19 protein-coding genes are annotated in these 18,970 nt (G+C 64.9%); 4 read left to right on the top strand and 15 right to left on the bottom strand.

Annotated elements, in window-relative coordinates:
* Nucleotides 1–86 precede the first annotated feature (86 nt).
* The 3 genes from ACYQ0R_RS08170 (at nt 87) to ACYQ0R_RS08180 (ending at nt 4,419) form a co-directional block, all read left to right on the top strand.
* The gene (locus tag ACYQ0R_RS08170; RefSeq protein ID WP_459822332.1) at nt 87–902 is read left to right on the top strand and encodes an IS5 family transposase; all 816 of its coding nucleotides are present in this window, start codon (nt 87–89) and stop codon (nt 900–902) included.
* 331 nt (nt 903–1,233) lie between these two features.
* Nucleotides 1,234–1,638: a DUF5788 family protein gene (locus ACYQ0R_RS08175; RefSeq protein WP_459822334.1), complete on the top strand. Its 405-nt coding sequence runs from the start codon at nt 1,234–1,236 to the stop codon at nt 1,636–1,638.
* Nucleotides 1,639–1,725: 87 nt separating this feature from the next.
* Nucleotides 1,726–4,419, top strand: coding sequence for an AAA domain-containing protein (locus tag ACYQ0R_RS08180; RefSeq protein WP_459822336.1), 2,694 nt, complete (start codon nt 1,726–1,728; stop codon nt 4,417–4,419).
* A gap of 46 nt (nt 4,420–4,465) precedes the next feature.
* On the opposite strand, the gene ACYQ0R_RS08185 is transcribed toward ACYQ0R_RS08180, so the two are convergent.
* Nucleotides 4,466–5,521 carry a phosphoribosylaminoimidazolesuccinocarboxamide synthase gene (locus tag ACYQ0R_RS08185; RefSeq protein WP_459822338.1) on the bottom strand — a complete coding sequence of 352 codons (1,056 nt, stop codon included), beginning with the start codon at nt 5,519–5,521 and terminating at the stop codon, nt 4,466–4,468.
* Between the two features lie 740 nt (nt 5,522–6,261).
* On the opposite strand from ACYQ0R_RS08185, the gene ACYQ0R_RS08190 reads away from it, so the two are divergent.
* Nucleotides 6,262–7,374 (top strand): IS630 family transposase, encoded by a 1,113-nt coding sequence (locus ACYQ0R_RS08190; RefSeq protein WP_459822340.1) that lies wholly within the window; start codon nt 6,262–6,264, stop codon nt 7,372–7,374.
* Between the two features lie 566 nt (nt 7,375–7,940).
* Here ACYQ0R_RS08190 and ACYQ0R_RS08195 read toward each other — a convergent pair.
* The 14 genes from ACYQ0R_RS08195 to ACYQ0R_RS08260 all read right to left on the bottom strand — a co-directional run bounded on the left by ACYQ0R_RS08195 (nt 7,941) and on the right by ACYQ0R_RS08260 (nt 18,969).
* Nucleotides 7,941–8,258, bottom strand: a complete 318-nt coding sequence (locus ACYQ0R_RS08195) for a cupin domain-containing protein (protein WP_459822342.1) — start codon at nt 8,256–8,258, stop codon at nt 7,941–7,943.
* A 153-nt stretch (nt 8,259–8,411) separates the two neighbouring features.
* Complete coding sequence (locus tag ACYQ0R_RS08200) at nt 8,412–9,440, bottom strand: glycosyltransferase family 4 protein (protein ID WP_459825714.1); 1,029 nt, start codon at nt 9,438–9,440, stop codon at nt 8,412–8,414.
* Nucleotides 9,441–9,533: 93 nt separating this feature from the next.
* Nucleotides 9,534–10,334 carry a DUF2797 domain-containing protein gene (locus ACYQ0R_RS08205; protein WP_459822344.1) on the bottom strand — a complete coding sequence of 267 codons (801 nt, stop codon included), beginning with the start codon at nt 10,332–10,334 and terminating at the stop codon, nt 9,534–9,536.
* Between the two features lie 84 nt (nt 10,335–10,418).
* A complete protein-coding gene (locus tag ACYQ0R_RS08210) occupies nt 10,419–10,859 on the bottom strand; it encodes a DUF7313 family protein (protein ID WP_459822346.1) in 441 nt (146 codons plus the stop codon).
* Nucleotides 10,860–10,908: 49 nt separating this feature from the next.
* Nucleotides 10,909–11,673 carry a diacylglycerol kinase catalytic domain-containing protein gene (locus ACYQ0R_RS08215; protein WP_459822348.1) on the bottom strand — a complete coding sequence of 255 codons (765 nt, stop codon included), beginning with the start codon at nt 11,671–11,673 and terminating at the stop codon, nt 10,909–10,911.
* 61 nt (nt 11,674–11,734) lie between these two features.
* Complete coding sequence (locus tag ACYQ0R_RS08220) at nt 11,735–12,358, bottom strand: DUF420 domain-containing protein (protein ID WP_459822350.1); 624 nt, start codon at nt 12,356–12,358, stop codon at nt 11,735–11,737.
* 105 nt (nt 12,359–12,463) lie between these two features.
* A complete protein-coding gene (locus ACYQ0R_RS08225) occupies nt 12,464–13,510 on the bottom strand; it encodes an NAD(P)-dependent glycerol-1-phosphate dehydrogenase (protein ID WP_459822352.1) in 1,047 nt (348 codons plus the stop codon).
* Between the two features lie 100 nt (nt 13,511–13,610).
* Complete coding sequence (locus tag ACYQ0R_RS08230; protein WP_459822355.1) at nt 13,611–14,306, bottom strand: LysE family translocator; 696 nt, start codon at nt 14,304–14,306, stop codon at nt 13,611–13,613.
* 141 nt (nt 14,307–14,447) lie between these two features.
* On the bottom strand, nt 14,448–15,023 hold the full coding sequence (locus ACYQ0R_RS08235; protein ID WP_459822357.1) for a HalX domain-containing protein: 576 nt from the start codon (nt 15,021–15,023) through the stop codon (nt 14,448–14,450).
* 126 nt (nt 15,024–15,149) lie between these two features.
* Complete coding sequence (locus ACYQ0R_RS08240; RefSeq protein ID WP_459822359.1) at nt 15,150–16,256, bottom strand: TrmB family transcriptional regulator; 1,107 nt, start codon at nt 16,254–16,256, stop codon at nt 15,150–15,152.
* A gap of 63 nt (nt 16,257–16,319) precedes the next feature.
* Nucleotides 16,320–17,807 carry an IMP dehydrogenase gene (gene guaB / locus ACYQ0R_RS08245; RefSeq protein ID WP_459822361.1) on the bottom strand — a complete coding sequence of 496 codons (1,488 nt, stop codon included), beginning with the start codon at nt 17,805–17,807 and terminating at the stop codon, nt 16,320–16,322.
* Between the two features lie 269 nt (nt 17,808–18,076).
* Nucleotides 18,077–18,553: a nucleoside-diphosphate kinase gene (gene ndk, locus ACYQ0R_RS08250; RefSeq protein ID WP_459822363.1), complete on the bottom strand. Its 477-nt coding sequence runs from the start codon at nt 18,551–18,553 to the stop codon at nt 18,077–18,079.
* Complete coding sequence (locus ACYQ0R_RS08255; RefSeq protein WP_459822365.1) at nt 18,550–18,741, bottom strand: 50S ribosomal protein L24e; 192 nt, start codon at nt 18,739–18,741, stop codon at nt 18,550–18,552. Before ACYQ0R_RS08255 ends, ndk begins: the two co-directional genes overlap by 4 nt.
* A gap of 3 nt (nt 18,742–18,744) precedes the next feature.
* The gene (locus ACYQ0R_RS08260) at nt 18,745–18,969 is read right to left on the bottom strand and encodes a 30S ribosomal protein S28e (protein WP_004595321.1); all 225 of its coding nucleotides are present in this window, start codon (nt 18,967–18,969) and stop codon (nt 18,745–18,747) included.
* Nucleotide 18,970: the final 1 nt, after the last annotated feature.

An 18,970-nucleotide genomic window follows, 5' to 3' on the forward strand; every position in this document is an offset into this window, starting at 1 on the left:
TGTTGCGGGTCCGATCAGCGGACTGTGCAGTCGGTCTGCGAGTGATTTCGTGAAATTGACGGAGGAATTGGACGCTGTCTTGCGGTATGAGGTCGAAACGACCGCTGGTGAAGAAGTGTAAGCACCTTGCTAAACAGCACGCTGATAACCCAGACGAACCCGCTGCGCCGGACGGCGACAGCGGGTTCGCCGAGTGGGTTCAGATCGCCTTGATTCTCATGCACGCTGAACTCGACAAAAGCTTCCGCGAGACCGAAGCGTGGTTTAACGATTCTCTCGCCATCCGTGAGGAACTGAATCTCGAAGCCTCGCCAGACCATACGACCCTCTGTCGCTGGGAGAAAGAGTACCAGATGCGTGAACTCCGCCGCCTGCTCCGCGCTTCGGCGGAGCAGGCGGGCTGGAGCGGTGAAGCTGCAATCGACGCCAGTGGCTTCCAACGCGATCAGACCAGCTACCACTACCGCGACCGCGCGAACTACTCGTTCCAGTCGATGAAGACGACGATCTTGATCGACGCGAACTCACTAGCGATCAAAGACGTTCATTTCACCACGCAGAAGGCGTGGGACGGCCATATCGGGATGCAGGTCTTCCGCCGGAACGCGGAAGACCTGCGGGTCCTGTCCGCTGATGCGAACTACTCGTGGGGTGAGCTCCGCGAGGAGTGTCGCTCCAACTCGACGCGACCGTTGATCAAACACAGAGAGCAGACACCGCTTCAGAAGGCTCACAACGCCCGGATGAACGAGGACTACAACCAGCGGTGGATGAGTGAAACGGGCTTCTCGCAGTTGAAGGAAGACGACGGCGAGAAACTACGCTCCCGGACTTGGCACGGCCAGTTCCGGGAGCTCACGCGGAAGTGCATCGTGCATAACCTCACGCAGGCGGCGAGTTAGGGCTCGCCGCCTGCTCCCCTTCTCCGGACGTATCCGGGAGAGGTATCGCCGTCGTCATCAGAACAAGATCGCTAGCTACCATAGTTCTGACTCTTCGACAGCCACCTTTAGCCACCGCTACTGCATCTTCTGTATCCAGAATACCGCTTCTAACGCCATGGCTCGCCGAATTACTGACCCCGCTCCTATGCCGTCTTGCGATCAACAGGACAAGTTATAACCATCCTCTTCAAAATATCCAAACTGATATCGAAAGAAAACGCGCATTTACCTCCCGAAAATAGTGTGTACCGAAGGAATCCTTTTGAACGAGCCGGCCGGATAAGCCGACATGGATGAGGACGAGCGCGAAGCGTTGCTCAAACGTGTCAACAGACAGAGCGCGACTGTCGGCGCGTCCGTTCCGGAGACCCTCGATATCCACGGCGACGAGATCGATCTTCGGGAGTTCCTCGTCGAGAGCCGGAAGGTTGACCGGATCCCACCGGATACGATGGAGGTCGTGGGGGAAGCGCTCCGAACGCTTCGCGCGGAGCGTGAAACGCGAGTCGAGCGGATCGAAACCGGATCGATCGACCGCGAGCGTGCCGAGGCGCTTGCGAACGAGATCACCGGCATCGACCGCGCGATCAACGCGCTCGAGAACATTCGGCAGCCGGAGTTCGCTGATACGGCAAACGCAACATCGATCGACGACCACAAACGATGGCTCGGGTTCTTGGACACGATCAAATGACAGAGACGACTCCGCACGGAGATCCACGGGAGTCGGTTGGATCCGTCTCACCGACAGCGTTTTTCGCGGTCGGCGAGGAGTGAGGCCGTGAACGTTCGGGGGCCGATCCTCTCCGTTGGAGAGACGCGAACGGTGTCGACATCGTACGGTGATCGGGAGCTCCGCGAGCTGCGGATCCGACCGGAAGGCGGTGCGGCCGAGGCAGTCGACGTGACGCTGTGGGGGAAGTGGACCGAGACCGCGGATCACGCCGAACCGGGGATGGAACTGCTGGTCGTCGACGGAGAGAAGGAGGAGTTCGACGGTGCGACCCGATACGCGACGACCGCCGACTCCTGGGTCGTGCTGGAGCCCGATTTTCTCGTCGACGTGACCGGCATCCGCTCGTGGGTGCAGTGTCCTCGGATGTACTATCTGAACAAGCTCTCGGGGGTCCCGCTCAACTATCCGGTGGTGAAGGGAACGATCGTCCACGAGGTGTTCGGCGACCTCCTCCGAGGGATGGATCTGAAGGAATCGGTCGTCGACCGGGTCGAGGAGGCGGGACTCGAGCTCGGACTCCTCGGCTACGAGCCGACCGAAGTCGAGGACGAGGTGCGGCGCAACGCCGCGGCGATCGAAGGCTGGCTCGCACAGGGAACGCTTACCGACGAGGACACGTGGCGCTCGGAGTTCACCCTCATCTCGCCAACGTTCGGCCTCAAAGGGCGGGCCGACGCCCTTCGTCGCGGCACGCCCGTCGAGCTCAAAACCGGCAAGAACACGAAACGAGAGCCACGATTTCACGACAAGATCCAGGCGGCGTGTTACGCGCTCATGCTCGAGGAGCGCGGGATCGATCCCGACATCGGGACTCTGCTGTACACGAAAAACACTGCCCTCGACCGGACCGAGGCGTCCGGTGACCTTGCGCCAGCCAAGGAGTTTTCCGTCGGGGACGGATTGTTGAACTTCGTCGTCAGAGAGCGCAACGCGCTCGCCGCGATGGAGTGGCGCGCGCTCAACGAGGCCGGCGACCGTCCGACGATCCCCACGGGGTACGAAGCGGACGCGAACTGCAGCTACTGCTTCGAGCAGGACACCTGCATGGTCGTCTCCGGCCGGCTGGATCAGGAGTCGAAGGCGGGACGCGTCGGCACCACCGTCCCCGACGAGGAGATCCAGTACTTCGATCGCTTTTACACCGCGATCGAGGAGGAGCGTCGCGAGACACATGCGGAGTACCGGAAGCTCTGGGAGCAGACGCCCGCGGAGCGGGCCGCGGACGACCGCGCGCTGATCGATCTGGAGCCGGTGTCGGAGACGGCGATCGCGGAGCATCGCTGGGAGCTCCGGGCGCGTAAACCGGACGACGCGGTCTCGAAGCTTCGTGAAGGGGACGTCGCGCTCGCGAGCGACGGCGACCCGGTCGACGGTCACGCGGAGCTCGCTCGGATCCGCAGGCTCGACGACGAGGTCGTCGTCGAGACGGACGAGCGAGTCGAGCTTCGCCGGCTCGACGTGTACCCGTCGGAGATCTCCGTCGACCGGATGCTCACCGCGCTTCACGACGCCGTTTTAAAAGGTGATCCCGATCGCAAGGACGTCGTCTTCGGGCGGCGCGAGCCCGAGTTCGGCCGGAAGACGGTAGTTCCGGGCACGGGCGACGGCGCGTACATCGACAACAACGACGCACAGAACGAGGCGGTGCGGCTCGCAGTCGACGCGGAGGACTGTGCGCTGATCCACGGTCCACCGGGCACGGGTAAGACGTACACGATCGCCCGGACGATCCGTGCGCTCGCCAATTCGGGCGAGCGGGTGTTGCTCGCGGCGTTCACGAACCGCGCGGTCGACAACGCGCTCGAAGCGGTGCGAGATCAGGGGTTCGAGGACGTGTTACGAGTCGGCACTGAAACCGGCGTTCGCGGCGATATGCAGGACGTTCGGCTCGTCCAGCGCGGCGACCCGACCGAGAAGGCGGGCGAGCTCAGAAACGCCTCCGTGGTCGCCGCGACGACGGCGGCGTGTGGGTCGCGAGTGCTCAGGGAGTGCGAGTTCGACGTCGCGGTCGTCGACGAGGCGTCACAGCTCACGGAGCCGAGCACACACGCCGCGATCACGCTCGCCGACCGGTTCGTGCTGGTCGGCGACCACGAGCAGCTCCCGCCGGTGGTGCGGGCCGAAAACGAACTCCAGCGGTCGCTGTTCCAGCGGCTGATCGAGACGTATCCGGACGCAAGCGTCATGCTCGACCGCCAGTACCGGATGAGCCAGCGGATCCAGGCGTTCGCATCCACGGAGTTTTACGACGGCGCGTTGCGTCCGGCGACCCCCGCGGTCGCCGGGCAGACGATCGCGGAGCTCGACGTTTCGGTCGACGAGCTTCCGCCCGAGCTGGGTCGCGGTGTGAACTTCATCGATCCGGACGGCTCCCGGGATGGGAACCGCAACGTGCGGGAGGCCGAGCGCGTTGCCGAGGTCGTCGACGCGTACCTCGCGGCCGGTGTCGACCCGGACGAAATCGGCGTGATCGCGCCGTTCCGCGCACAGGTCGCGGAGATCGGTCGCCGCACTGACGTCACGGTCGACACGGTCGACCGGTTCCAGGGCTCCTCGAAGGAGGTGGTCGTCGTCTCCTTCGTCGCCACCGGCGATCTCGACGGGCCGATCTTCGAGGACCACCGCCGCGTGAACGTTGCGCTCACACGAGCCAAAAAGGAGTTGACGCTCGTCGGCGATGCCACCGCGCTCTCCACCGACCCATTTTATAAGCGGATGCTCGAATGGGCGAGACGTTGACCTCGTGTAGTCGGTGGTCGCACGGCCGGAGTGTTGCGCAGTCGATTTATAAGCTCCGAACCGCGTTGACGGCCTCGTCGACGGGTGGCGCGTCGAACCACGGGGTTCCGGTGTATGCGTTCGCGCCGGCGGTGTACATCGCCGAGATCGCATCGAGCACGTCCGCCGGGAGCGTAGTCGGGGTCGATTCGCAGATCTCGCGCCAGTCGGCGACGTCACGATCCGCCACGGCGGCTTTCGCCTCGCCAACGGCGTCGACCCAGTCCGGGTCATTTCGTTTGTACCACTGGCGGACGACCTCCTTCGACACCTGCTGGCCGTCGTAGGAGAAGCGGTTCTCGTCGAACGTGCCGACGACGTCCGCGACCCGGGGCTCCCCGTCAACGTACAGACACTCGATCTTCCCGTCCTCGTGGACGAACCCGGCGGATTCGCCTCGGTCGGTGACGACGCGGTTCACGTCCCGGGCGAGGTCGCCAAGCGCGTCGACGTCGGCATGGCCGGCGATTTCGTCGGCCTCCTCGCGGGAGAGGTAGCGATCCTGCTCCTCGTACTTGGTGGAGAACTCGACGACCGGCTCGGGGAGGTCGACCGGCTCGTCGGGCCAGTCGTCGAACGGCAGGTCGAACTCCGCAGGTTCACGACGCGCTCTGAGGCTGGAGCCGATCGGCACGGTGTTCCGGAAGACGACCTCGAGCGGAACGAGATAGTTCTCGCCGCCGGCGTCGTGGAACGCGTCGTAGTCGTAGCCGGCGTCAGGCCCCTCGTACGGGAGCTCCGGGACCTGCGTCAGCTCGATCGCCATCTCGGTCGGCGGCGCGCTCGCCTCCGCGAGGGGGCCGACCGCGCCCTCCGGATCGGCTCCGGCAGCCATCGCCGCCGGATCCACGACGCCGCGGTAGTGGGTCGGGACGCTCTCACGTTCGAGCAGCTCGAAGTTGAATGCGCCCATCGTACAGAGGCTCGCTCCCTTCTTCGGGATCGGGTCGGGCATCTGGCCCCAGTCGAAGACGGAGTACGCGTCGGTGAACGCGAACCGGCCACGACCGAGCTCGTCGGCGGTCGCTGGCTCGGCGACGCGAAACTCCTTGACGCTCGTCATACCTCGAATCGCGACCCCCGTCCCCATGAATCTTTCAGTTCCGTGCGTACGTTGGCGGCTCACTCGCGCGTTGGATCCACGTTCGTGCGTACGACTTGGATCCAGTGTGTGCGGTCGTACACACGGGTCGTCGAGTGGCCTCTCCCTGCCCTACGTGTATGAGGATGTCATAGAACAGTTTACACCGACAGAACCACTGCTCGGTGCAGCCATCGCAGCGATCGATGTCGGGCGTATATTGCGCATACGAGAATCGATGTGTGGTTTATAAAGGTGTATTCAGCGTGGTGAGGAGTGGTATATAAGTGAGCGGTGGAGCAGAGACCGACTTGGAAGCCCCAGCCGCGACGGCTCGCGCGGCTCGCTGCGCGCTTCAGTCGCTCACTTCGCTCGCTCCTTGCAGTGCTTGCTTCGCCGGGCTTCGCCCTCGCGACTGCCCCTTCCAGTCCCGCCCCGCACCGCAGCCTCGGACCACCCCAGCCTCGACCGGAGGGGCCGCCGGAACGCTCGGCGGCCCCTCCGGTCTCCCTCGCGCGCTCGCTCACGGGCCGAAGGCCCGCTCGCGGCGCGCGCCACCGCAACCACACAGCAGAGCATTGTTCGGTTATCAGGTGACGGCGGGCGGTCGGCGCGCGCCTCCGAGCGCTCTGGAAAGAGCGCGAGGAGCGCGTGCGAGGGACGCGGTGAGCGCTCGGTAGTGATTCGGCAAAGTTATTGAGGAGAAGAATCTCTTTCGTGTAGTGACTGGACGAGAGAAGAAAATCGTGCGGCACCTGAGTGAAGAGGATCTGGATCGGCTCCTCGGTGAGGCGGACGATCAGAAGGAATTCGAACGCCTCGTCTTTCTCAAACGGCTGTACAAAGGTGCCACGCTGAAGGAAGCCGCTGATGACGTCGGGAGATCTGAGGGCACCGCCACGAACTGGGTCACTCGCTGGAACGAAGGAGGCCTCGGTAAACTTACTCCGAACTTCGGGGGCGGTCGGCCCCCGAAGCTCGACGAAGACCAACAAGACGAACTCATTGACCTCCTGCGTGAAGGTCAACCGTGGAAAAAACAGGAGATCCAGCACCTTCTCGACGATGAGTTCGATGTCGAATATCACCCACACTACCTTCCGGAATTTCTAGACAATCTCGGCCTTTCCTACGCCATTCCTCGGACAAAACGGCCTGATCGACCCGATAACGCCGAAGAAATCCTCGACGAACGCGTTGAGTACGCGTTCGACGAGGATGCTCATGACCAACCACACAACAAGCGCGAGAGTGACGATGATGACGATGAAGAGGAGTGGAGCTCCGATGAAGATATCTGCACTGATGGCGGGACTGTGGTGGGGTTTTTCGATATCTCGCATCCACAACCCTGGGACAATTCTCAGCGACTGTACACGGTCGATGATCCACATATCACCCGGCCGCTGGTGAAAATCGATACACCAGCGGCCGGGTTCTATGCGCTCAACGGAGAGAGCGTGCTGTCGTTCCCACCGAACCAGAAGAAAGAACAGATCTGCGGCTGTTTCGAGGAGATCCGCGAGCAGAATCCCGGCAAGCGGATTCTGCTCGTCTTGGACAACTTCTCCTCACACGTCTGTAAGTACACGCGCAAGCGTGCTCACGAACTTGGGATTGATCTGGTGTTCTTGCCGGTTGGCTCCCCGGATCTCAACCCAATCGAACCTGTCTGGAAGAGTCTCAAGTGGGAGTCTTCGCCGCTGATCGTCAACGGCGAAGACGAGTACCGGAAACGCCTTGACCACCTGTTCGATCAACTGACCGAGAAACTGAGTTTCGCTGCATCGTGGATCGACAACCACCTCAGTGGATTCCTCAATAAGATTCGCTAACTACTAGAGAGCGCGAACCGCGAGGCTGGGGAGGCGTGAGGTGCGGTTGCGGTGCGGTCGGGTGGGGTTGAAAGGGGCAGCCGTGATCCCCGCGAGCGGAGCGAGCGGGGGCTCGGGAGACGCAGTCTCCCGGTGGGGCGACGCCCGCCGCTGTAAGCACCACAGGGAGCGAGCACCGCGAGCGACCGAGGAGCGCAGCAAGGCGCGCGAGCCGTCGCGGCTGGGGCTTTCGGATCGTTCGTCGCGGAGCTATCGCTCTCGCGACTCACTTATAAACGAACACCAACCCCTCCACGGTATCGCTTATAAACCCTCCATCCCCCCTCGTGAGCGACGTACGCCCGCCATCGAACGCGGCGCACGCAGTATCGTACGGCTGGTCTGGTGTGTGATCGTGAAACACACCATAACAAGAGTGCTATGACACCCGAGAGCTCACGTTTGTGGACCGAGAGGCAACACCGGGACTACCGATGCAGCTTGATTGCGACTTCATCCCGCCGGATGAGACACCCCCGAACGAGTTCCAGAGTTTCGCTGCTGGACTCCATGCCGCTCGAAACGCATCACGCGCTCGCAAACACTTTGAGCGCCCGTATCTCTTCGTCGATATCGAAAAACCCGTGCTCGACCCCGCCATCGACGTAGATCACGTCTCCGGGGCTCACTTCGCTAGTTTCCGCTCCAACTCTGATCGTGCCTGATCCGCTAGCGATGAAATACACCTCGTCGTCCGCGTGTGTCTGGGTGGTTTCTTCCCCCGATGTCTGGTCCTGATACAGGCTCTGTTCGACCACCATTGCCTCCTCATCGAACACGGTGATGTTGTCGCTGTGGTGGATGAAGATCCGATCTCCCAACTCCGCTGCCGTGACGTGTTTCATACTGTAACGCTTTCGCTCCGACCGTATATAAGTCCGAAACTCTCTAGACCCAACCGATCGCGTTCGGAGTTCGAGGCGGCCCCACGAACGCCATGGGGCTCACCACTCCCTGACCGCTCACCACTCCCTGACCGCTCACCACTCCCTGACCGCTCACACGACGTCCTCGTACACCTCGAGCGTGTCCTCCGCGACGGCGGACCAGTCGCGGCGATCGTACTCCGGCAGCTCCTCGCGGTCGAGCGCTTCGTCGAGACCGTCGACGATCGACTCCGAGTCGGGCACGACCTCGACGAGACAGTCGTCCGGCAGGATCTCGGCGGCCCCACACCGCGTCGAGACGACCTGCGTCCCGGCCTCCAGCGCCTCGGTAATCGTGATGCCGAACGGCTCCGCGAGCGACGGCGAGACGAACGCGTCGGAGGCGGCGTAGTAGTCGCCGAGCTCCGACTCGGGGACGTAGCCGACGAACTCGACGCGGTCCTCGATGCCGGTCAGTTCGACGAACCGCTTCAGCTGCTCGGTCTGGTGGCCCGATCCGCCGACGACGAGCGTGGTATCGGGACGGCGGAGCTTCTTCATCGCGTACAACAGGTGTGAGATCCCCTTCTGGTCGGTGTGGCGACCGACGAAAAACAGCATCTCTCCGTCGATTCCAAGCTCCGCGCGGACATCCGCTCCGGAGAACTCCGGCGTCGAGAACCCGTTGTACACCACTCGCGAGTCGGCGTCGTACAGCTCTTTAATGTCCTCACGAACGATCTCGCTCACCGCGATGTTGCAGTCCGCGGCGTTTGCGAGCCGGCGTTCGGCCTCGACCTCCCGCTGTGGCGGGTCGATGTTGCGGTCGCTCGCCAGCGAGTGGAACGACGACACCCAGATCGCATCCGACTCCCGAGCTGCGCTCCGCCCCGGTCCGTAGCCGAACCAGTCGTGGGTGTGGACGATGTCGTACTCCGGCGCGAGCTCGACGAATCGGTTCGACAGGCGGCCGACGCGGGTGACGATATCTCCCTCGCCGGTTTCGACGCCCTCGACGCCGGGCTCGTCCTCCGGTGCGAGCTCCGCGGGCACGATGAGCTTCGCGTCGACATCGAACTCGTCCCGCAGGCCAGAGAACAGCTCCCCAACATGGACGTCCAATCCGCCGGTGACGTTCGGCGGATACCCCCACCCCAACATGAGAACGCTCGGTGGCATACCCCCTCTTACGTCGGTCGCCACTTAGGTGTGCCTCACCGTGCCGCGTCCTCGGACCCGACCGGTCGCTCGCGTTCACCCGAACGCGCCGAGACTCGACTGGAGCTCGCGCTCGCGCGGCTCCGCCGTCAGCTCGTAGCCGACGAGGTCGCGCGCGTCGACGGCGTACGTCGACCCGTTCCGGTCCAACAGGAGGAGCCGTCCCTTCCAGCCGCGAACGACGCCGGCGGCCATCGTCTCCGCAACCGGCCGGTCCGTCAGCCCGAGGCCGTACTCGAACGCGTACGTCTCGATCGGCTCGAACCGGTCGAGCAGCGCTCGCCACGCGTCGCCATCGACGGACCGGTTTACTCCACGGATCTTCGTCGGCACCCGCACTCGGTCGACCAGCCCACTCGTGCTCGCCAGCTCCGCTTCGACCTCTCGGGCGATCCGGCCGTCCGGAAACGCCCGGATGTGTGCCGCCCGGTCCGCGCCCTGTTCGCGAAGCCGCGTCTCCAGTCGCCACTCTCGCGTGACGCCCACTTTAAACACATCCGGCGCGAACGCCGCAAGGTACATCGCGTGCGTCTCGTGGCAGTCCATCTCGTCTTTTAAACACGTCCCCGTACAGCGGGCACACACCCACACGTCCGTGTGCGCGTCGCAGTACGGCGCGTCCGGATCCTCGCAGGCGATGTGGTCGCCGTCGTGAACCGTCCCCGCGCAGTGTCGTTCCTCCAGTCCGAACGCCAACTCGGCACCAGGGCTCGCGTCGACGTACTCGATCCCGTCGCCGTCCGCGACGTAGAGACCCCCGGCGAGAGCGTCGCTGGCGTCACGCTCCCTGTCACGCCCGTCTCCGGACACACCCGTGTCGTATCCGACGACCTGCACGCCCTGCGATACGGGAACGGCCGACTTAGGCGTGCCGCTCGGCGACCGATTCGTCGGGTGAAAAGCGGCGCTCGAGCCGCCGGTTCAGGCGATGACGACGCCGACGAGATCCTCCACGAGGAAGTACAGCGCGTAGTAGCCGGCGTAAAACACGACGAGCAGCGACGCGGCGATCGCGCTTTTCGGGGTTTCGATCGACATGTCGTTGCGGGCCTCGACGTTGCGGGCCTCGAGCTCGAACAAGTCCGCGAGCAGCAATGTGACGACCAGCACGGCGAGGATCGTACCGCCGGTCGGCGCGTGGATCGCGAACAGGAAGCTCAACAGCACGAGTCCGATGTTCGTGAACGCGTGTGGGGCGTACCGTTCGACGTCGTCCTCGGCGCTCCCCTGTTCGACGTGCCGGTTGTGCTGGACGTGCCGCGTCGCGAGGTTCGCGATCGCCATCACGAGGATCGCGAACGGCAGGATCGGCCCGACGACGTTCAGCCAGTCGAGGGGAACGAGGAACTGCAGTGGGTCCATACGACCCTTTCCGTGGAGGACTCATTAGAGTTTTTCCAATCGGCGGCGCTCACCGATCGTCGCGGGCCGCCGGAGTCGACAGCAGTGGAACGCGACCGCTGCCCCGAATACGGACCGGTTCGTTCGCCGGAACCCGCTCGGCACGGGTGTCGTCGATGATCAGCGACACCGGCTCCCCGTCACGTTCGACCGACAGCGTCACCGAGTCGGGCGCGACCCACGTCTCCGCACCGGTCGTGAACGGTGAGACCGGGACGACGGCGAGCCCGGTGTCCGGTTCGAGCACGGGTCCGCCGGCCGCACCGGCGTACCCGTCGCTTCCGAGCGGTGTGGCGACGACGACCGCGTCCGCTCGCACGGTCGCTCCGGACCCGTTCGGGAATTGCACCCCGTACTCCGAGATCCGTGCCGGTTCGTCGACCACGAGAGCGACGTCGAACGCCGCGCGACCGGCGAGATCGCCGTCGAGGCTCACTGACACGACCGGGTGCTCGACGATTCGCGTCTCGCCGGCGATCAGCTGCCGTATCGCGTCCGGTGCGGCCGTCCCCGGGACGGCGTGCCGACCGACACCGACCGGCAGCACCGGCGTTTCGCTGTCGTCACCGCTCGGGGACGCGGCCAGTGCGGCGTCGATAACCGCCGCCTCCCCGACCGCAACGATCGCGTCGAGCGCGCCGTCGACCTCGGGCGACTCCACGAGCCGTCCCCCGGCGTCCGTGACGACGTCTCGAAGCGCGTCGAGACCGTCGACAGCGTCCGGAAGTACGGCGTCGTCCCCGACGACCGCGACGCGTCGCACCGACTGGCTCATGAACGCCCGTCCGCGGGCGGGCGGTGAAAAACCCCCGGTTCGGATCGCTTAGGTGCGATGGTCACAACCCGCCGAGCAGGAGGGCTGCGGCCGCCGCCTCGAACGTGGAGTCGTACACGTGGTTCAAAAGGAGATAGGTGACAACGCCGAGCACGAGCGAGAGCAGCCACGCGACGACGGCGATCCGCCCCACCCTTGCGTGTACGGTTTCGGTACGAAGCTCTCGTTCCGAGTGAGTGAGCCCGAGAATGACGGCGTACAGGACCACGGGCACCGAGACGATGGAGAGGAGGATGTGGACCGCGAGCATGATCAGGTACGCGTAGTACGCGAGGTCGGGACCGACGAAGTACTTGGTTCCGCCGCCGGCGACCCGGGGGACGTACATGCCGAGGAACACGAGGATGAGCACGAACGAGGTCACCATCGCGGCGGCGTGTTTTCGCACCTGATCGCGACGGATCCAGTACCAGCCGAGCGCCAGCGAAACGATCGTGAGCGTGTTCACCGCGGCGATCGCGTGGGTAAGGAACTCGACGGTCGCTCGCGTGAGATCCGGGAACAGCGCCTGAAATCCGGGCACGAGAAACGCGCCGAGCACCGCGCCGTAGCCGACGACCGTGAGGAGGACGGTGAGCGCGCCCGGGCGACGCTTCGCCCACGAACGCGCGCCTTCGATTGCCATATCAGGTCGTTGTACCGCCCCCGTATTTCGTCTTCGGATTCCGTCGCCGCTGCCTGTGGGGGTCGCGTCTGTCTCGATCGGAACTCCCCGGTCTCGGTCGGCCGGTCAGATCACCCCGGTCGTCGTCGCCACCTCGATCGCCGCCTCCTCGCTGATCCCGCCCTGGAGGATCGTGTACCGGTCGCGGATCTCGTGTGCGCCGGTGAACGCCTCGATCAACTCCTCGTCGTCGATACCCAACTCGTCGGCGGTCGTGGGCGCGTCGAGCGATGCGAGCGCGTCGCGGATCGCCATCCATCGACCCTGTTCCCCGCTGTGGAGGAACTCGGTCATGATCGACGCCACGCCGACCTGATGGCCGTGGAGCGCCTTGCCGGGCGCGATCCGGTCGAGCTGATGGGAGATGAGATGTTCCGCTCCCGACGCCGGACGCGACGACCCCGCGATCGACATCGCCACGCCGGAGGAGACGAGCGCCTTCACCACGATCCACGCCGACTCCTCTAGCCCGGGTTTGATCGTGTCCGCGCTGTCGACGAGCAGTTCGGCCGTCATCTCGGAGAGCGCCCCAGCGTACTCGCTGTACTCGACGTTTCGGAGCCGGCGAGCGAGTCGCCAGTCTTTCACGGCGGTGTAGTTCGAGATGATGTCCGCACAGCCGGCGGTCGTGAGTCGCCACGGCGCCTCGGCGATCAGTTCCGTGTCGGCGACGACCGCGAGGGGCGGGTCGGCGGCGACGGAGTGGCGAGTGTCGCCTTCGGGGATCGACGACCGGCCCGAGACGATCCCGTCGTGGGAGGCGACGGTGGGAACGGAGACGAAGCCGACGTCGAGATGATCCGCCGCCATCTTCGCCGTGTCTATCGGCTTCCCCCCGCCGAGGGCGACCAGATGGCCGGGATCGACCGCCTCGGCCGTGTCGATGAGCTCCTCGACCGCGCGAAACGAGGCGGAGTCGACGACCGCCGTCGCCGGGTCCTCGAACTGTGCGCGTACTCGGTCGCCCGCGATCTCGTTCGGCGTCGGACTGGTGACGATCAGCGGTCGTCCCGTCAGATACAGCTCGTCGACGGCCTCGCCAAGCGCGTCGGCGACCCCGTGTCCTACGAGCACGTTCCGCGGGAGCTTGATCCACGTCGATTTCTCGAACATACCCGCAGGTCACGCCGGCGCGTGAAAGCCGTTATCCATCCTGCCCCGAGCACTCTGCGGTCACCGTTCGGGGACGGCCGCGACGCGGACGCTCGGCCGGTCATCGGATCGACAGCAGCGCCGTCGCGGCCTCGACGAGGAAGAACACGCCGAACCCCGCGAGAACGACCGCGGAGCCCACGGCGACGACCGGCGCGAACGTCTCCAGTCGGCTCTCTGCGGCGACGAGCGCCGCCGGGAATGCGAGCACCCAGCCGAACACGCCGAGAAAGAAGCCGACGATGAGCGCGGGCGATCCGGTCGCGACGACGAGCGTGCCCGAGAGCTCCGGACCGACCACCGGCACGTACGCGAGCACGTCGAGCCGACCGGGACGCAACAGCCCGACGCCGACGGTGAGCCAGAACAGGACCTGATACGGGTTCGTCAGCGCCAACAGCAGCGCCTTTCGGAACCCCTTCCCGGCGTCGATCCGTGCCTCTCCGCCGGAGGTTGGCCGGAACGAGGCGCGGGCGCTCCGTGCCGCACCGACCGCGAAGTAACACATCAGCACGCCGCCGACGGCGACCATCCCTGACTGCAGCCGCGGCGCGGACTCGACGATCCCGACGAGCCCGACGTACGCGAGCGCGAAAAACAGCACGTCGGCGACCGCCGCACCGAGTCCCGCCCGGGCGCCCGCGACCCAGCCACGAACGACGGACTCCTCGGCGATCACCGCGTTCATCGGTCCCGGTGGGGCCGCCAAGGCGAGCCCGAACACCGCACCGACCACGAGCGTTCCGACCGTGTTCACGGTGTCGTCAACGCTGCGTCGCGTGAAAAGTCTCGTGAAGGACAAGTGGTGGTTAACGCCGATCCGTGCGTAGCGATGAACGGATTCGGACGGTGGTCCCCAAAACCGGTCGGCTTCTCACCGCTTTCGACCGGTTCGTGCTCACTCGTCCGTCTCGAACTCCTGGAAAAGCTTCTCGAACTCGTCGTGTTCATCGACCTCCTCGATCGTCCGATCGAGATCGGATCGGATCTCGGTTATCCGCGCCGTGAGGTCCTGATACTCTCGGTTCTCTGCTAGCTCACTCGCGCTCTTTTCGGACTCGAGGATCGCCTTTTTCGACGTCAGCGCGAACAGCTCCTGAACGCCGCTGTCGTACTCGCTCCGTCGCAACAACCCCTCGACCGTCTCGTGGAGCGCCTCCTTCGTGACCGGTTTGACGAGGTAGTCGTCGAACCCCATCTCGAGAATGTCGAAGTCCGGCTCGACCGCCGTTACCATCGCGACACGGCAGTCGATCCCCCGCTCGCGAACGGAGACGAGCACCTCGTCGCCGGAGAGTCCCGGCATCCGTCTGTCAAGGAGGATCGCGTCGACGTCGTCGTCCAACTGTTCGAGCGCCTCGTGGCCGCCGTATGCGGTTCGTACTCGGTACGTATCACCGAGCCACGCGGCGTAGAGGTCAGCGAGATCCGGTTCGTCCTCGGCTATGAGGACCACGGGCGGTTGATCACTCATACGGGATCAGAGAGGCGACGAACGCTCACGGTTCGTATATTTTCGCACACTATATCAAAATACCTCTTTCCCACATGTTGGTCCACCATGGTTGGGGAAATAATCACCGGTAGATTGCCGGCCGTTCTAGACATCGATCCCCTCCAAGCCGGCTCGTTTGGAGTCGTCGTACGCGTCGACGGTGATTCGCGTCGCCTCGACGTCCTCGATAACCGCACCCCATCCTCCGACGGACCAGCGGCGCTCGCCGTCATCGATCACGACGGTCACCTGTCCGGCGAGCTGTCCGATCGGGATCTCGCCGTCGGGCCGTGGCTCGCCGGCGTACACGAGGTCGACGACGCTCCCCGAAACCGTGACGTCGTCTCCGGTTCCCGTCTCCGACCCCTCGACGGTAACGTCGACATCGATCCCTTCCGAGAGCATCGGGTCGACGTCACGAACGAATCGTCGGAGGTTCGCGTACGACCGCGGCGGGTCGTCGGACCGGTCGTCGTACACGACCTCCCACACCTCCCAGAGGCTCGTGTCGAAGTACCATCGGAACACGTACGTCAACGAGAGATCCTCGACGAGCACGCCATACTCGTTTACCGACCGATGATGCGGCGAGAAGCACGTCGTCGTCCGGTCGACGATCGCGACGAACGGAGTCGGCAGCGTCCGATGTCGAACTTCCGTGACGACCCCCTCGTACTCCGCGACGAGATCACCGATGTCGGCGTCGCCGTCCGTGTGGATCGACGCCTTGACGATCGCCCCGTTGTCGTGGGCGCTTTTGAGCGACGTCCGGAGCCGACGGAACTCCGCCGGCGTGACCGCGACTTGGACCTCCGTTTTCGCGTCCGCGATCGCCTCGCTGGCGTGCTCGAACACCGTGTCGAACCGCTTGACGATGTCGACGTGATGATGATCCAGTGCCGGCGACTCCCAGCGGGTCTCTATCTCGTCGGCGGCCGCCGAGAACTCCTCGGACCGCTTCCGAAGGTCGTCGAGCACCTCCGCTGGGTCGGACGCTCGGGCACGGAGGCTGTCACCGTCGTACGTCTCGACGTAGCCGCGGTCCTCCAGGTCCCGGAGGACGTCGTAGATCCGGGCGGCGGGCACGCCGCTCTCGCCGGCGAGCTCGGTCGCGCTCGCGGTCCCCAATCGCAGCAAGGAGGTGTACGCCTGCGACTGATACTTCGAGAGTCCCGCGTCCTTGAGCACCCGGCGCAGCTCGGCGGAGTCCATGGTTCGATCAGGGATACCGGTGTCTTAACGTCTGTGTTCATCGGTGCCGAGGCCCGAATCACCTCACTCGTTGGGGCTGTAGTTCGGTGCCTCGTCAGTGATCATCACGTCGTGGGGGTGCCCCTCCGTCTGGCCCGCACTGGAGACGCGGACGAACTCCGCACGGTCGTGCATTTCGGGGATCGTGTCCGCACCGACGTACCCCATTCCCGACCGCATCCCGCCGGTAAGCTGGTGGAGCTCCGAGGCGAGCGTTCCCTTGTACGGCGTCGCCGCCTCGACGCCCTCGGGGACGAACTCCTCGTCCTCGCTCTCCTCTTTGAGGTACCGGTCGCCGCCGCCGGATTTCATCGCGCCGACCGATCCCATACCGCGGTACTGTTTGTACTTTTTCCCTTGCATCGTGATCACGCGCCCGGGTGCTTCCTCGGTGCCCGCGAAGTACGACCCGAGCATCACGGCGTCGGCACCCGCGGCGATTGCCTTGATCGCGTCGCCGGAGTAGCGGATCCCGCCGTCGGCGGTCACGGGCACGTCGTGTTCGACGGCGACGTCCGCGACCTCCGAGATGGCCGTGATCTGTGGCATCCCCGCGCCGGAGACGACTCGCGTCGTACAGATCGATCCCGGCCCGATGCCGACTTTCAACCCGTCGGCGAAGTCGACGGCGGCCTCGGCGGCCTCTCGCGTGCCGACGTTACCGACGACCACGTCGGCGTCGACGGTCGCTTTGATCGCCGCCGCCGAGTCGAGCACGTTCAGGTTGTGTGCGTGTGCACAGTCGATAAAGAGGACGTCCGCGCCCGCCTCGTCTGCGGCGACCGCGCGCTCCTCCTCGAAGGGGCCGACCGCGACGCCGGCGAGCAGGCGGCCGTCCTCGTCGCGAGCAGCGGTCTCGTGTTCGCGTCGCTGAAGGATCCCGCCCATCGTGACGAGCCCGACGAGGCGGTCGTCGTCGTCGACGATCGGGACGCGTTCGATCTTGTGGTCGTACATCAACTCCAGCGCCTCGCGGGCGGTTACGTCCTCGGAGGCGGTGATCACCTCATCGGTCATCGCCTCGCGCACCGCGTCCTCCTCGCCGACCTCGAGGTACGGGCGGATGTCGGTGCCGGAGATGATGCCGAGCACCGTGTCCTCGTCGTCGACGACGGGCGCGCCCGAGACGCCCTCGCGCTCCATCCGAGCGTCGGCCTCGCTGACCGTGTCGGACGGGTCGACGGTGACGACGTTCTCGCGGCGGATGATCAGCTCGTGAGCGCGCTTGATCCGGGTGACCTCGGCGACGGTCTCCTCGACGGTCATGTTACGATGGAGGACGCCCAGCCCGCCCTCGCGCGCCATCGCGATCGCGAGACCGCTTTCGGTCACCGTGTCCATCGCCGCCGACAACACCGGAACCGTCAGCTCGACGTTCTTCGAGACGCGCGAGGAGAGATCCGCGTCGTCGGGTTCGACGCGGCTCTCCTTGGGTCTGAGCAGTACGTCGTCGAACGTCAACGCTTCCGGCACGTCGAGTTTCGCGGAGAATCGGCCTGAATCGGTCGCCATGTAAACCGTCGTGAGGGCCGACGCAAAAGCGTTGCGAGTCAGCACGGACGTGTAACACTGTCACATCCGTAGCCGATCGTTGTCCACTATCGTGCACTCATGCCGCGCGGATAGCCGCACCACCGTCGACGCCTGTGTGGGATCGACCGCGAAACGGTTTGCGTCCGCGTACGACCGTCGATCGCGTGCCGTGATTCACCGGAAACGTGGTGTGTCGGGACGCCGGTAGCTCTCCGGGAGGAGAGGATCTCGAAAAGGGGGCTGGTCGGCTAGCGTTCGTCCTCGTACACCCAGGCGGCGGTGTCGAGGGTGTAGTCGGCGAGTTCAGAGTCGTCGAAGAACAGATCGATCTCGCGCTCGTTCGCGCCCTCGTCCTCGTGGTCCGACGCGTGGATCACGTTGTGACCGAGGTCGAGTCCGAAGTCGCCGCGGATCGTGCCCGGATCGGATTCGGCGGGGTCCGTCTCGCCGACCATCGCACGAACCTGTCGGGTCGCGTCCGCGCCCTCCCACACCATCGCGAAGACGGGGCCGGAGGTGATAAACTCGACGAGACCGTCGAAGAACGGTTTTCCCTCGTGTTCGCCGTAGTGCTCGTGTGCGAGCTCCTCGTCGATCTCGATGAGCTTCCCGCCGACGAGCTTCAGCCCGCGGTCCTCGAATCGGGAGACGATCTCCCCGATGAGGCCGCGCTGGACGCCGTCGGGTTTCACCATCACGAACGTGCGCTCGTGGTGGTGGCTCATTGCTCACCGCCCTCCGAGCGTCCCTCCTCGGTCCACTCGAGGTCGCGCGCCTCGCGGCCGAGGAAGTAGTTCTTCTCCGCCTTCGAGTCGACGAAGTGGAGGATCGTCCCGTCCGACTTCACGAACATCGTGCCCGTTCCAGGCTCGATCTCCTCGCCGGTGAAATCGCAGGTGCGTTTCTCGACCATGTGTTATCGCCCTCCGATCGAGTCGGCGTCACGCTGGGTCTCTCGAAGCTGGAGCACGTCGCCCAGCCGGACGGGGCCAAGGACGTTTCGGGTGATGATACGCCCCTGGTTCGATCCTTCCTGGATGCGGCATTTGACCTGCATGGCCTCGCCGTGCATCCCGGTTTTGCCGACGACCTCGATCACCTCCGCAGTGGTCGAGTCGCCGGTTCCCTCTTCTGCGCTCATG

It is taken from the genome of Halorubrum luteum (assembly GCF_054652935.1).

Excerpts from the sequence above, each read along its gene's own strand:
- ACYQ0R_RS08215 (WP_459822348.1), bottom strand. The coding sequence starts at position 11,673 with ATGAGCCAGTCGGTGCGACGCGTCGCGGTCGTCGGGGACGACGCCGTA.
- ACYQ0R_RS08255 (WP_459822365.1), bottom strand. The coding sequence starts at position 18,741 with ATGGTCGAGAAACGCACCTGCGATTTCACCGGCGAGGAGATCGAGCCT.
- ACYQ0R_RS08170 (WP_459822332.1), top strand. The coding sequence starts at position 87 with ATGAGGTCGAAACGACCGCTGGTGAAGAAGTGTAAGCACCTTGCTAAA.
- ACYQ0R_RS08240 (WP_459822359.1), bottom strand. The coding sequence starts at position 16,256 with ATGGACTCCGCCGAGCTGCGCCGGGTGCTCAAGGACGCGGGACTCTCG.
- ACYQ0R_RS08225 (WP_459822352.1), bottom strand. The coding sequence starts at position 13,510 with ATGTTCGAGAAATCGACGTGGATCAAGCTCCCGCGGAACGTGCTCGTA.
- ACYQ0R_RS08210 (WP_459822346.1), bottom strand. The coding sequence starts at position 10,859 with ATGGACCCACTGCAGTTCCTCGTTCCCCTCGACTGGCTGAACGTCGTC.
- ACYQ0R_RS08175 (WP_459822334.1), top strand. The coding sequence starts at position 1,234 with ATGGATGAGGACGAGCGCGAAGCGTTGCTCAAACGTGTCAACAGACAG.
- guaB (WP_459822361.1), bottom strand. The coding sequence starts at position 17,807 with ATGGCGACCGATTCAGGCCGATTCTCCGCGAAACTCGACGTGCCGGAA.
- ACYQ0R_RS08220 (WP_459822350.1), bottom strand. The coding sequence starts at position 12,358 with ATGGCAATCGAAGGCGCGCGTTCGTGGGCGAAGCGTCGCCCGGGCGCG.
- ACYQ0R_RS08195 (WP_459822342.1), bottom strand. The coding sequence starts at position 8,258 with ATGAAACACGTCACGGCAGCGGAGTTGGGAGATCGGATCTTCATCCAC.
- ndk (WP_459822363.1), bottom strand. The coding sequence starts at position 18,553 with ATGAGCCACCACCACGAGCGCACGTTCGTGATGGTGAAACCCGACGGC.
- ACYQ0R_RS08200 (WP_459825714.1), bottom strand. The coding sequence starts at position 9,440 with ATGTTGGGGTGGGGGTATCCGCCGAACGTCACCGGCGGATTGGACGTC.
- ACYQ0R_RS08185 (WP_459822338.1), bottom strand. The coding sequence starts at position 5,521 with ATGACGAGCGTCAAGGAGTTTCGCGTCGCCGAGCCAGCGACCGCCGAC.
- ACYQ0R_RS08235 (WP_459822357.1), bottom strand. The coding sequence starts at position 15,023 with ATGAGTGATCAACCGCCCGTGGTCCTCATAGCCGAGGACGAACCGGAT.
- ACYQ0R_RS08260 (WP_004595321.1), bottom strand. The coding sequence starts at position 18,969 with ATGAGCGCAGAAGAGGGAACCGGCGACTCGACCACTGCGGAGGTGATC.